General features: G+C 37.8%; 12 protein-coding genes. 11 read left to right on the top strand and 1 reads right to left on the bottom strand.

The window, feature by feature from the left end; genetic code table 11:
* Nucleotide 1 precedes the first annotated feature (1 nt).
* Genes ACN6MT_RS22825 through ACN6MT_RS22810 form a run of 4 tightly spaced genes read left to right on the top strand, consistent with a single transcriptional unit; the run spans nt 2 to nt 3,584 of the window.
* A complete protein-coding gene (locus ACN6MT_RS22825; protein WP_283864840.1) occupies nt 2-1,129 on the top strand; it encodes a Gfo/Idh/MocA family protein in 1,128 nt (375 codons plus the stop codon).
* Between the two features lie 11 nt (nt 1,130-1,140).
* Nucleotides 1,141-1,596, top strand: coding sequence for a C-glycoside deglycosidase beta subunit domain-containing protein (locus ACN6MT_RS22820; RefSeq protein ID WP_283864841.1), 456 nt, complete (start codon nt 1,141-1,143; stop codon nt 1,594-1,596).
* The gene (locus ACN6MT_RS22815; RefSeq protein ID WP_283864842.1) at nt 1,593-2,564 is read left to right on the top strand and encodes a sugar phosphate isomerase/epimerase family protein; all 972 of its coding nucleotides are present in this window, start codon (nt 1,593-1,595) and stop codon (nt 2,562-2,564) included. The genes ACN6MT_RS22820 and ACN6MT_RS22815 overlap by 4 nt, the downstream gene beginning before the upstream one ends.
* A 51-nt stretch (nt 2,565-2,615) precedes the next feature.
* On the top strand, nt 2,616-3,584 hold the full coding sequence (locus ACN6MT_RS22810; protein ID WP_419956511.1) for an ROK family glucokinase: 969 nt from the start codon (nt 2,616-2,618) through the stop codon (nt 3,582-3,584).
* 66 nt (nt 3,585-3,650) lie between these two features.
* Here the strand turns inward: ACN6MT_RS22810 and ACN6MT_RS22805 are convergent, their stop codons facing one another.
* Complete coding sequence (locus ACN6MT_RS22805) at nt 3,651-5,192, bottom strand: DUF5597 domain-containing protein (protein ID WP_419888188.1); 1,542 nt, start codon at nt 5,190-5,192, stop codon at nt 3,651-3,653.
* Nucleotides 5,193-5,315: 123 nt separating this feature from the next.
* On the opposite strand from ACN6MT_RS22805, the gene ACN6MT_RS22800 reads away from it, so the two are divergent.
* From ACN6MT_RS22800 to ACN6MT_RS22770, 7 genes are all read left to right on the top strand, one after another.
* The gene (locus tag ACN6MT_RS22800) at nt 5,316-6,137 is read left to right on the top strand and encodes an AraC family transcriptional regulator (protein ID WP_419888187.1); all 822 of its coding nucleotides are present in this window, start codon (nt 5,316-5,318) and stop codon (nt 6,135-6,137) included.
* A gap of 282 nt (nt 6,138-6,419) precedes the next feature.
* Nucleotides 6,420-7,313 (top strand): sugar phosphate isomerase/epimerase family protein, encoded by an 894-nt coding sequence (locus ACN6MT_RS22795; protein WP_283864845.1) that lies wholly within the window; start codon nt 6,420-6,422, stop codon nt 7,311-7,313.
* 11 nt (nt 7,314-7,324) lie between these two features.
* Nucleotides 7,325-7,726 (top strand): C-glycoside deglycosidase beta subunit domain-containing protein, encoded by a 402-nt coding sequence (locus tag ACN6MT_RS22790; protein ID WP_419888186.1) that lies wholly within the window; start codon nt 7,325-7,327, stop codon nt 7,724-7,726.
* 343 nt (nt 7,727-8,069) lie between these two features.
* Nucleotides 8,070-9,722, top strand: coding sequence for a glycoside hydrolase family 43 protein (locus ACN6MT_RS22785; protein WP_419888185.1), 1,653 nt, complete (start codon nt 8,070-8,072; stop codon nt 9,720-9,722).
* Between the two features lie 186 nt (nt 9,723-9,908).
* Nucleotides 9,909-11,144, top strand: coding sequence for an MFS transporter (locus ACN6MT_RS22780; protein WP_419888184.1), 1,236 nt, complete (start codon nt 9,909-9,911; stop codon nt 11,142-11,144).
* Between the two features lie 21 nt (nt 11,145-11,165).
* Complete coding sequence (locus ACN6MT_RS22775) at nt 11,166-12,032, top strand: sugar phosphate isomerase/epimerase family protein (protein ID WP_419888183.1); 867 nt, start codon at nt 11,166-11,168, stop codon at nt 12,030-12,032.
* Between the two features lie 115 nt (nt 12,033-12,147).
* Nucleotides 12,148-13,077 carry an AraC family transcriptional regulator gene (locus ACN6MT_RS22770; RefSeq protein WP_419888182.1) on the top strand — a complete coding sequence of 310 codons (930 nt, stop codon included), beginning with the start codon at nt 12,148-12,150 and terminating at the stop codon, nt 13,075-13,077.
* Nucleotides 13,078-13,190: the final 113 nt, after the last annotated feature.

Raw genomic sequence — 13,190 nt, 5'->3', positions numbered from 1 at the left:
TATGGGTAAATTAAAAATTGGTATTATTGGCTGCGGTGGTATTGCAAATCAAAAGCATTTTCCGGCATTAGCACAGTTTAAAGAAATTAGTGAAATCGTTGCTTTTTGTGATATCGTCATTGAACGTGCAGAAAAAGCAGCGAAAGAATTTGGAACACCAGATGCTAAAGTTTACGAAGACTATCGTGAGCTATTAAAGGATGAATCGATTGATCTTGTACACGTTTTAACTCCAAACGTTAGCCATAGCCCAATTACAGTTGCAGCCTTTGAAGCAGGAAAGCATGTTATGTGTGAAAAACCAATGGCTCATACTACAGAAGCTGCTCAAAAAATGATCGATGCTTGGAAAAAGTCAGGCAAGAAATTCACGATTGGTTATCAAAATCGCTTCCGTCCAGAAGTTCAATCACTTCATAAAGCTTGTGAAAAAGACGAGCTTGGGGATATTTATTTTGCAAAAGCACATGCGCTTCGCCGCCGTGCTGTACCAACTTGGGGAGTGTTCCCAGATAAGTCTCAACAAGGCGGCGGTCCATTAATCGATATTGGTACTCATGCACTTGACATTACTTTATGGATGATGGATAACTACAAACCAGTTTCTGTAACAGGTTCTGTTTTCAATAAATTAGGTAATCTGTCAGAAGCAGTTGAAGGTAATATGTTCGGACCATGGGATCCAGAAACATATGAAGTAGAAGACTCTGCGTTTGGTTACATTAAAATGGAAAATGGAGCGACGATTTTCCTTGAGTCATCTTGGGCTCTAAACGTTTTAGAATCTAGAGAAGCAGCGACTACTCTTTGCGGAACTAAGGCTGGAGCACAAATCAATTCCGGCATGAGCTTCCGTACAAATGAGTTAGTTTATAATACTGCACGCAACGGGATGTTAACTGAAGAGAAAAACTCCGCAGGCGGAGCGATTGCGTTCTTTGAAGGCGGATCCAATAAACCAGAAGTACTAGAAGCAAAACAATGGCTAGAGGCCGTTTTGTATGATAGAGAACCACTTGTAAAACCAGAACAAGCATTTGTGGTAACGAAAATTTTAGATGCTGTTTATAAATCTGCAGAAACAGGTAAAGAAATTGTGTTTGAAGAAGAGACAGTTTTAAGCAAATAGGAGGTGCAAACATGGCATTTAGTATGAAGCTGCCATTCGTCGATGTTGTTTGTGATGATAGTTTAAAAAACACATACGTGAATGGTAAAAAGCTGGGATATGAGTTCCAAATCCGACTAAGCAACTATCGCGGACACTATTTATCTTGTATTGAGGAGTTTGCTGTAACGGTGGATGGCCAGGAAGTAAATCCAGATCATCTAACTTTTACTCTTAATGGCAAAGAGTTTACTGTAAAACAGCTGCCAAGTCTTGTTTCAGAGTTTTGGAATTTAATAGCGCCAGCTACAATTAATGTTTATCAACCAGGAGGATTGACAGAAGGGGAACATCAAATTGAAGTGAAATTAATGTTACGTATCCCTTATATGGCGGTTCCAGGAAGAAAGATTGAACGTGAATATGCCGTACTAGATTCATGTGGCAGTAAAACCCTAACAATAAGAGAGGAGGTAATGGCCAAATGAGTAACATTAAGTTAGGGGTTTCTTTATACAGCTTCACAGATGAGTATGTAAAAGGAAAATTTTCATTAGAGGACTGTATTCGTACGGCAGCTGAATATGGAGCAGAAGGGTTTGAATTGGTAGGCACGCAAATGCTGCCTTCTTATCCATATGTAAGTGACAAAGTGTTAAATGAATTTAAAGCAATGACGAATCACTATGGTATTGAATTCGTCTCTTATGGGGCAAATGCAGACCGTGGGTTAAGATCTGATAGAGATTTGACGGATGATGAATTACTACAATCGGCCATTATTGATTTGAAAACGGCCAATAAATTGGGCTGTAAAATCATGCGTGCTCAATACCTATTATCGCCGGCAGCATTTGCTAAACTCGCACCTTATGCGGAAAGCTATGGTATTAAGGTTGGAATCGAAATCCATAATCCTGAAACGCCAACTTCACCAAAAATCCAAGAATATGTGGAAGTAATTGATAAAACAGGCTCCAACTATTTAGGATTTGTAACAGATTTTGGAACTTTTGCAACTCGGCCAAATAAACCTCATTGGGACGAGGCTCTAGCAAATGGAGCTCCTCTTGAATTACTGGAAATGGCTGCTCAATTACGCTATGAAGGTGTGCCAAGAGAGGAAGCACGACAAAGGCTGATTGAAGCTGGTGCTAATGGTCCTGTAATGGGGGCATTACAGGGTATGTATGGGTTCGTGACATTCTATAACGAGCCTGATTTGGAAGGTTTAAAGAAAATCATGCCATATAATATTCACTTCCATGGGAAATTCCATTATATAGATGAGAATCTTGAGGAAGCGAGTATTCCTTATCAGGATATTTTACCGATTATCCAAAATTCTGGTTTCGACGGATATATAATGGCAGAATATGAGGATCATTTATCGGGAAGAGCTTTACAAATGACAAAACGTCTTTTGGAAATGGAAAGAAAAATACTAGCTAAATAAATTGAGAGAATACAGGTGAAATTCACCTGTATTCTTTACTAAGGCGGGAGAATATTGAAGAAATTAATTGGGATTGATTTAGGTGGCACTACAGTAAAATTCGCCATATTAACAGAAGAAGGTGAAGTTCAACAAAAGTGGAGCATTGAGACAGATATTCAAGAAGCCGGAAAGAATATTGTCCCAAACATTATCGAATCCATTAACCATCGTCTAGAATTATACGGGTTGTCAGCTGATGCATTCATAGGAATCGGAATGGGGTCTCCAGGTACAGTTGATCGTGAGAAAGGGACTGTTATCGGAGCCTTTAATTTAAATTGGAGTACTCTGCAGCCAGTGAAAGAATTGATCGAAGCAGGGACAGGGATTCCTTTTTATATTGATAATGATGCGAATGTAGCAGCATTAGGCGAGCGCTGGAAAGGTGCCGGTGAAAATGGGACAGATGTGGTCTTCGTTACACTTGGAACAGGTGTGGGCGGGGGGATAATTGCAGATGGCAACCTCATTCATGGTAAGGTTGGAGCAGCCGGGGAAATTGGCCATATTATTGTAGATTCTGAAGGCTATCTCTGTACTTGTGAAAATCAGGGCTGTCTTGAAACTGTCGCAAGTGCTACTGGTGTAGTCCGATTGGCTAGGGATTTTTCAGAAAAATTTTCTGGGGAATCAGAACTGAAGTGGTTAATTGACGATGGACAAGAAGTAACGGCAAAGACCGTGTTCGAACATGCCAAACGTGGCGATAAATTAGCATTAATTGTTGTAGATAAATTTTATTATTACTTAGGACTTGCCTGTGGCAATATTGGGAATATATTAAACCCTGAGACTATTGTAATTGGCGGGGGAGTATCGGCCGCAGGAGATATGCTGTTAAAAGGAGTCGAAGAATATTTTCTAAAATATGCTTTCCCAACAGTAAAAACAAGTACAAAATTAAAACTGGCTCAATTAGGTAATGATGCGGGTGTTATTGGGGCAGCATCATTGGTAAAACAATCAAGTAAGAATTAAAAATGAAAGATGCCAACTATTCACTAAAGAATAATTGGCATTTTTTTGTCCTAATATTAATTCATTCTAATACTCATATACCTGAGTTCTATAAGTTGCTGGCATATCTTTCAATTGTATCATCATTTTTTCGTCACCGTTTAAGACACGTCCCGCTTTCCATTCTCCCTTAACAAATTCGCCTTCTTCAAATCGTAGTAAATCCACGTGTGTATTGTTTCCTGATTTTGAAAAGAATTGAACCTTCATCATCGTTCCAATAACGACAAAATCATTTTCTGAAACCTCAAAAATCATACCGCCAGAAGTTGGCTTATAGGGTGCTTTCGGCGAGTAAGATACGAGAATATCATATTTGTCAAAATGAAGAAGTTTACCAAAGTCATGTTCATTTCTCTTTACGAAACTTTGTAAATGACTAGTATTTCTATATTTAAAATAAAGCGGCTTGATATTTTCGATAATAGAATAGCTCTTGGCAAGATACGCTGCGCTGCCTTCTATTTCAAAAGCTGAAGGGTCAATATTTAATGCCACCATTAACTCTAGTGGTGGTTTGTCAATATTTTCAGGATTCATCAAAAGTTCCTCTATGCCAAACGGTGAATAACAAATCGCGTTACATCCGCCAACAGCATATAAAGCATATGTAGCAGATACCGCATCTTTGCGGACCTCCGGAACGAATAGCGGATTGCCGTTCTGACTATATTGATCCAGCACATCAGGTACATATGGAACATAAATATCCGGTGCAAGACAAAATAGAGATGGAGCCAATAAATTCCACATTTTTTGCATCTTCATTACGGGACCGCCGCTTGGATAGGTCCCCGCACGCCACGGGAATTGTTCCAACCAGGCATTGGCGTAGCAAGGAAGAGGATAAGCGTTTTGTCCAGCCTGAGTGATTTTTTCTACTGCGGATGAAAAATAATAAGCCATAAAGTATTCGCACGCTTCGTAGCCAAAAGCTTCTTCCCATGTTCCGAAGACTTGGAATGCTTCTGAAACTGCTTCAGGAATTTCTTGAGAAAAAGCTGCATTTGCTTGATTAGAATAATCACGATCACTACCTAAAATTCCGATTTCATTTTCAACCTGCATAACAATAACAGTATTTTCTTCTGAATCAATAGATTTGATAAATTTCATTAGGTGATAAAAAGCATTTGCATCCTTTTCAACTGCTGCTTCACATAATGGTGAAATAGTATTTAAAGGTTCTCCGGAAGCTTTACAAGCTCGGAAATAAGTTCGTGAATCTTGCTTTATCCAATGTGGTACATATTTAGATTCTGAATTTTTCCATAAGCCAAACCAGAGGAATATAAGATGCATGTTATTTTCACGCGCTTGGTTGATCAGTCCTTCAACGAGTGTAAAGTCAAATTGATTTTCTTCAGGCTCAATTAATTCCCAGTAAACAGGAACAATGACGGAATTCATATTTAATGTTTTTATATTTGGCCAAACATTTTTTTCCATATATTCGAGGCTAGAGGCACTGGAATTACGGATTTCTCCCGCTAAAGCAATAAAGGGTTCGTCATGAACGTATAAAGTTGGAATATCATTGTTTATTTTAATATGTGGCAATGTTGACATACTATAAGCACCCTTTCATAATAAGAATATATTAATATGATAATAGATTGTGAAATTAGAGGAAATCTTAGAATATTACGATGAATATGATTATATTAAGAAAAGGAAGGTGATTCTTCAGTAATGAACAAGGTTTTTTTTACAAAATATACTGAACAAAATATTAAACTTCCTTTTGTCTTATATTCTTTAGGTTTAGATCATAGGCAGGAATACATCAACAGACCAACAGGATTGCCTTTTTTTCAATTGATTCAAGCTGTCAAAGGAAACGGTGTCCTAGAAATAGAAGATAAACAGTATGTGGTGGAGGAAGGGAGTGGGATGTTACTCTTTCCTAATGTTGGTCATAAATATTACGGAGTGAGCAACGAATGGGATGTTCATTTCATGTGTTTTACAGGCTATGGAACAAAGGAATTTTTTGAAAACGTAGGAATTAAACAATCAGGCATTTATAAACAAAACGATATTGAAAAAATAGAACAATATATGGAGGATTTATTTTTAATATATACACGAAATAGTCCAACGGAAATGTATGATTTTTCAAAAATACTTTATGAAATCTTAATGGTAATTGCAAAATCAACCACGTTACACAATGAAAAGTCTTTTCAAAATCAGAATAAGAAAATACATCTTGTTATGGACTACATAAACGAACATTATACAGAGCCTATTGTGTTATCTGACTTAGCAGAGATAGTAGATTTGTCAAAAGAATATCTTTGTCAGTTATTTAAAAAAATTAATGGATTTTCTATTTTTGACTATATTACTGATGTTCGTTTAGCCCAGGCGAAAACCCTACTCATTCAAGAACGGGACAAGAAAATCAAGAACATCAGTAGATTGTGTGGATATGAAGATGTCAGCTATTTTGGGATGGTATTTAAGAAAAAAGAAGGTATGACACCAGCGAAATTCAGAGAACTACATTAAAATGGAACATACGAAAGTTTAAGGGTGCCAAGCAGAATTAAAATGCTTGGCGTTTTTATTACTGAAGATGGATCTATCGTAGACAAAATAAAAGAGGATAAAAATTAACCTTTAATTTTTATCCTCTTTTTTATAATTTAAGCTATATGGCGGTAAAAGTAACAAGAATCTATATCTATTAAGTTAATTAAAGGAAATGATTAATTGTAAAGTTAGATTATTATTAAGGATGTAAGCGTAATCAGCGATTTTTAATTAATAGTAAAAGGAGAGAAAGTCGAAATGACTAATAAGGTGGATATAAATATAAAGCCAAAACGAGGAGTTTCTCTTTACAGTTATGCAGGTGAATATGGTGTCACAATGAGTTTGGAAGATATGTTTGCTGAAATGCATGATATGGGTGCGAGGGGATTAGAAATCCTAGCAAACTCACATATTGAAGGCTATCCAAATCCTAGCGAAGAATGGCTCAAGAATTGGGACAGGTTGATTGAAAAGTATGATATTGTACCGGTTGAATATGGACATTGGGTAGATTCCCGCCTCTATCAGGGAAGACATCTTACGGCGGTGGAATCGTATGAGATGCTGGTTCGCGATTTCAAACTAGCCAACAGACTCGGTTTCACGGTTCTTCGTACCAAATTAGGAGTCATTGATAATGATTTAACTCCTGTAGAAAATTGGAGAGAGTTTATTAAAATGGCACTGCCGATGGCAGAAAAGTATAATGTGCGCATGTGTCCGGAAATTCATGCTCCTACGCTTCTAAAATCCAAGATGGTGGATGATTATGTGGCGTTCATTGAAGAGACAGGCACGAAATATTTTGGTTTGAATATCGACTTTGGTGTTTTTACGACACAGACTATACCAGCTAGTGAATGGGGGCCAAATGAGTTTATCATGCCTGAAAGTGATCACAGTCCGGTAGAGGATATTATTCCACTGCTGCCATATTTATATTGCTGTCATGCCAAATTCGTAAAGATGTCAGATGATTTCGAAGAGATGACGATTCCATATGAAAAGGTTATTAACACACTGATAGAGCACAACTGGGATGGCTATATGGTAAGTGAGTATGAAGGACCGAAGAAGGATGTGCCTGGTTATGCTGTTGAACAAGTACGGAAACACCACGTCATGATGAAAAGAATTTTGGGAGAATAGGAGAGAATCGTATGTTAGAAAAACCTTGTATTCAATCGAGAGGCTTTAAAAATGTAGAAAGTAATGGGAAAATCACAGGCTTTCAAGTTAATATCCGTTCCTTATATTATAGAGGACTCTGGCTTTCTCAGTTGCGCCCTGCTACGGTTACAGTAGATGGTGAAACTTTTTCGGGAGATCAGATTACCTGGACGATTAATGGTGCTACTTATACACAAGCGGAAATGGCTGAGCTCGGAGATGTTCACTGGGGCCTGTTAGAACCTGCCACTCTTACTGTTGCAAAAGAAGGCGGCTTGGAATCAGGAAGTCATGAAATAGAAGTTAACAATACTTATAGCTGCTCTTATTTTCCTCCAGTGGTGGATACAGTTCTTGGCGGTACACAAAAGAGGACACTGATTTTGGTTTGATTTTAAGTAATGAAACATGAAATACAGTACGTAGTTTTGGCAGGTGCCCGAACTGGATAAGGGAACCGGTGCCACGATCACCAATAAGCGCTATTCGTGCCCGAACCCGTAAAGGAACCGGTGCCACGGTCACGAATTTGCGCTATTCGTGCCCGAACTGGATAAATGAACCGGTGCCACGGTCACGAAAGCTATCTTTATAAAAAGCAGTGATCCTAACGCTGACCATAATCTTGAATGAGTTCCATACTACAGTAATAACACTTTTGTAAAAGAATGTGACTTCAGACAAACTTGATTAAAAAGTTTAGTAGATTCCAAGTGAAAAACTAAAAAATAAAAGGTGATCTATTTGAAGAAAAAACAGATACACAACCCAATTTTACCAGGCTTTTATCCTGATCCTTCCATTTGCAGGGTGGGAGATGATTTCTACATGATTACATCAAGTTTCTCCTTATTTCCTGGAGTTCCTATTTTCCATAGTACAGACCTGGCTAATTGGGAACAGATTGGACATGTACTCGACCGAAAGTCACAGCTGCACACCACGGCAAATCATATGACAGCCGGAATCATGGCGCCAACACTTCGCTATCATGATGGTACCTTCTACATGATTACGACAAATGTCAGCGACAAATGGAATTTTATAGTGACTGCTACCGATCCCAAGGGTCCATGGTCAGATCCATATTGGATAGAAGGCTGTCCGGGAATTGATGCATCCTTATTTTTTGACGACGATGGGAAGGCATACATCACCGGTACTAGAGGTGAAGTCAGTCATGACGGTACACATGGAAGTCAAGTGATCTGGATTGGTGAAATTGATCTGGTCAATATGAAACTTGTCGGTGAAAAAAAGACGATATGGAGCGGAGCCTTAATGAATTGCGCTTCACCTGAAGCTCCTCATCTTTACAAGAAGGATGGGTATTACTACTTGATGATTGCAGAGGGTGGTACGGAACACTATCATTCAGTCACGATCGCACGCACAAAAAATATTTTTGATTATTATGAGGGATATGCTGGAAATCCGATTTTGACCCATCGCCACCTAGGCAAACAGTATCCTATCTGTAATGTTGGCCATGCTGATTTCGTTGAACTAATAAACGGAGAATGGTATGCTGTTATGCTTGCCTCACGCCTCATCGAGGGCTATCATAAAAATCTTGGAAGGGAAACCTTTATTGCACCAGTCGTTTGGGAAGATGGCTGGCCGGTCATTAGCCCTGGAACGGGAAAAGTAGAATGGAGTTATCCCGCACCTGAACTCCCTGCCACTGTGCAAAAGCCTAGATCTGTGAGGGATGATTTCGAGGGCGAAAAGCTAGGAATGGATTGGGTATACTTCGGCACACCTTATGAAGATTTTCATACACTCTCAGACAGCAAGTTGACTTTGAAATTGCTGCCACGTTCCATGAGCCCTGAATTACGTAAAATCGACTTGTCTGCTACCAATACGGATGAGGCTGTTCCGAGTTTAAGCTTTATCGGACGCAGACAGATGCATGCAAACTTCCGGATTTCAACTAGTATGAGTTTTGATGCATGTTCAGAGAATGAGACAGCAGGACTTGTCGTAATGCAGGCATCTAATCATCAATTTCGGTTTGAGCGGTCGTTGGAGAAAGGACAGCAGATTCTGAGGCTGATCCAGTGTACCAGTGAGTTAACCGGATACCCGCACCAGCCGCACTTCAAAGGTATAACGACTGAAAGCGAGCTAGCAAAAACTTTGGTCGATGGTGGAGATATCATTCTGAGTATTATTGCAGAAGGACAAGATTATAGCTTTTATTATGGCAAAGTGGACGAGAGCCTCACCTTACTATACGAGAACGCAGACGCTAGAAAAATAAATCCCGAAATTGTTGGCGGTATGGTGGGAACAATGCTTGGCATGTTTGCAAGTTCGAACGGACAAGAGAGTATTAACAAAGCAGAATTTGATTGGTTTGACTATAACGGAATTGAACAATAAAGATCGTTGTTAGAGAGATTAAAAATCATAGTTAGATTTTTAATCTCTTTATTTTTCAAGAAATATCCGAAAAAACTAGGATAAGAATTGCACTATTAAGAGATTAAATAATCGAAATGAAGTTAGTAAATAGAAAGGTAATATTAAATAAGCAGAGTTTTTAGTTTTTAGAACAGGAGAAAGTGAATGCAAAGGTTTAATTTGTTAAAAGTAAAGAGAAATATGCCATTACTAATTCTAATGGTAAACACATTTATCGCTTTAGTTGGAGTTGGTTTGGCGATTCCGGTTCTTCCCAAATTTATTTCAGAAATCGGTGCCAGCGGTAAAGATATGGGATATCTCGTAGCAGCAACAGGACTAACTCAGTTTCTTTTTTCACCACTAGGCGGGAAGCTTTCAGATCAATATGGCCGGAAGATCATAACGGTGATTGGTTTAGCGATCATAATGGTGTCTCAATTTATGTTCAGTGTAGGCACTGATCTCTGGGTCCTTTATCTTTCGCGCTTCATTGGTGGAATCGGTGTTGGATTGCTTATACCAGCTACGATGGCTTATGTGGCAGATGTTACCACATTAGAAAATCGTGGAAAAGGGATGGGGTTACTTGGAGCTTCCATTTCGCTAGGTTTTGTTATTGGACCAGGAATTGGAGGATTTCTTGCAGAGTTCGGCATACGTGTACCGTTTTATGCTTCAGCACTCGCCGCAGCTATCGCCATGCTCGTATCACTGTTATTTTTACCAGAGTCATTGTCAAAAGACCAACAAGATGCGTTTAGAAATTCATCATCGGAACAAAATGGAATGGTTCATGACATCAAAAGGTCTTTTAAAGTGTCTTACTTTGTACTCTTACTGCTCGTCTTTACGATGACGTTTGGTCTAGCAAACTTTGAAACAATCTTTGGATTATATGTTACTGAAAAGTATGAGTATACCCCTAAAGATATTTCAATCATTATGACGATAGCAGCATTAATTGGGGTTATCATTCAGGCGCTCTTAGTAGATAAACTTCTACAACGTTTCAATGAAATTAGAGTAATTAATGTTTGTTTCTTCTTATCTGCCGTAACCATGCTTCTACTATTACTATCTGGGAATTTTTCATTCATGTTGATGATGAATATCTTGTTTATCTTATTTACATCGATACTTCGCCCTGCAATTAATACATTGTTATCGAAAATGGCAGGAAGTGAGCAAGGGTTTGCGGCCGGTATGAACAATGCGTATAGCAGTTTAGGTAATATTATCGGACCCTCATTAGCGGGAATTTTATTTGATGTATCATTTAATGTTCCATTTATATTTGGTGCCGTTATTTTGTTAGGCAGTATTGTCATGTGTGTGGCGTGGAATCAGAAAGCAAGACAAAATTCTGATTTTGTTTCGATTTTAAGTGGGCAAAGATAAACTCATGAAAAAGGAGATACGATGACAATGGAAATTGGATTAAATTTATTCTCAGTATTTAAGGAGTTAAACGAGGATTACTTTGGTACCTTGGAGCATGTTGCAGAGATGGGATATAAGAATTTGGAATTGCTAACGGTGAATTTTACTACAGGAGAGCGGTATACCGATACTTTTACCCTGCCAGTCATCAAACAGAAGTTGGAGGACTTAGGGCTGAATGCATTTTCAGCACATGAAGGTGTTGCTCCAGGAAGCGCAATAATGGATGCTGATTGGGATCGGATTGTTGAAGAAAATGCAGTGTTAGGATGTAAGTCCATCGTTTTCCCTATGGCAATGATATCTGGCCGTGAGGATACACTAGAAACAGCAGAACATCTAAATCTAATTGGGGAAAAATGCAAAGAAGCAGGATTAAGCTTTTACTATCATAACCATGCGCATGAGTTTAGGAGAATAGGAGAAACCTCATTATTTGAACTGCTCGCAGAAAATACGGATCCAGCACTCGTAAAATTTGAGTTAGATCTAGTATGGGTGATGAGAGGTGGATATAATCCGTTAGCATTACTCGATAAACTTGGCAGCCGCTGTGATATGATCCACCAAAAAGATTTAGGGCAGCACGTAAATCCAGTAAATATTTTTTCTGCATTATCTCAAGGAAATCTAGATACGATGAAACTTTACACAGAGATGGTAAAACCAAATGATTTTGTTAATCTAGGAACCGGTATCTTTAATTTTCAAGAGACCTATCAAAAGCTTCAAGAAATGGGTAATGTTCGTTATGCCATTGTAGAGAATGAAGGACAGATAGGAAATAAATTTACAAGTATTGCAAACGATTTAAAAGTCATGGAGAAATATGTTCAAGCACTTTAATGAGAAAATTATCTTGCCATCTAGGTTAAACCGCAATGTTGCAGTAAAACTTTTGCGGTTTTTTTTGAATTCTTTCAAATTTATTACCTTATTCATTTGTTAGTAAGGAGGAACTATGAAATATCCATATGAAACTGTAGTTGTGAATGAGGAAATACCGATGTTTATGTTGATGAATAGTGTTAAATATGTTGCTATGCATTGGCATGACCGGATTGAATTTTTATTTGTTCTGAAAGGGAGGATTCATGTATATGTCGGCAGGGATGAATATTTCTTACAGGAAAATGACCTGCTGCTTATTAATAGTAATGAAGTTCACGGTGTAGAATCGAGTGAGGAAAATAAACTAATCGTCCTTCAAATCCCTGTCTCATATATCAAACAAATTTACAAAAACATTGAAAACGAAACATTTCACTGCCAATCTTTTCAATATGAGGAACAAGATAGATTTAATGATATCCGATCGTTAATGGCCCAATTAATGCTAATTTCAAGAAACAAAAAGGATGGATATGAAGTTAAAATCCATTCCCTTTTGTTAGATATCGTCTATAAGCTCATTAGCAATTTTAGATTAAAAAATAATGTGGAATTATACAGAAACAGCAAGAAAGATATAGACCGGCTTACTAGAATTACTAGCTATATTCAACAGAATTTTATGCATCCTATTACATTAAATGAAATTGCAGAAATTGAACAACTAACAGTCCCTTACTTATCTAAGTATTTTCAGCAGCATATGGGCCAATCGTTTGTTAAATATTTAAATGGTATTCGCTTGGAACATGCAGTCCGAACGATGCTGGAATCAGATTGGCCCATTATTCAAATCGCAATGGAGTCTGGTTTTTCTAATCTAAATACCTTCCATAAACTATTTAAGGAAACCTTTCACGCAACACCCTATCAATATCGAAAAAAGCAATCGTTTAACTCTATAAGAATACGTCAAAAGAAGAAAGGGGTTGAAGGGTATCAATATCAGGAAGAAGAGGATCTAAATTATTTGGATAAATATTTGTTATTTTCTGAATAATAATAAAAATTGATATCATTTATATTAAAATATTGGACGTTTTCTAGTTAATTCCTCTCTATAATTATCAGTAATAAACCGCTTTCATTAGATGGATGATTAAAAAAAGGTAA

It is taken from the genome of Neobacillus niacini (genome assembly GCF_048572935.1).
Taxonomy (GTDB): Bacteria; Bacillota; Bacilli; order Bacillales; family Cytobacillaceae; genus Neobacillus; species Neobacillus niacini.
Note: the sequence above shows the minus strand (reverse complement) of the source record. Positions and strands in the feature narration are given on the sequence as shown.

Bases quoted from the DNA above. Each gene is read 5' to 3' on its own strand.
- ACN6MT_RS22825 (WP_283864840.1), top strand. From the start codon at position 2: ATGGGTAAATTAAAAATTGGTATTATTGGCTGCGGTGGTATTGCAAAT.
- ACN6MT_RS22780 (WP_419888184.1), top strand. From the start codon at position 9,909: ATGCAAAGGTTTAATTTGTTAAAAGTAAAGAGAAATATGCCATTACTA.
- ACN6MT_RS22815 (WP_283864842.1), top strand. From the start codon at position 1,593: ATGAGTAACATTAAGTTAGGGGTTTCTTTATACAGCTTCACAGATGAG.
- ACN6MT_RS22800 (WP_419888187.1), top strand. From the start codon at position 5,316: ATGAACAAGGTTTTTTTTACAAAATATACTGAACAAAATATTAAACTT.
- ACN6MT_RS22795 (WP_283864845.1), top strand. From the start codon at position 6,420: ATGACTAATAAGGTGGATATAAATATAAAGCCAAAACGAGGAGTTTCT.
- ACN6MT_RS22770 (WP_419888182.1), top strand. From the start codon at position 12,148: ATGAAATATCCATATGAAACTGTAGTTGTGAATGAGGAAATACCGATG.
- ACN6MT_RS22790 (WP_419888186.1), top strand. From the start codon at position 7,325: ATGTTAGAAAAACCTTGTATTCAATCGAGAGGCTTTAAAAATGTAGAA.
- ACN6MT_RS22805 (WP_419888188.1), bottom strand. From the start codon at position 5,192: ATGTCAACATTGCCACATATTAAAATAAACAATGATATTCCAACTTTA.
- ACN6MT_RS22775 (WP_419888183.1), top strand. From the start codon at position 11,166: ATGACAATGGAAATTGGATTAAATTTATTCTCAGTATTTAAGGAGTTA.
- ACN6MT_RS22820 (WP_283864841.1), top strand. From the start codon at position 1,141: ATGGCATTTAGTATGAAGCTGCCATTCGTCGATGTTGTTTGTGATGAT.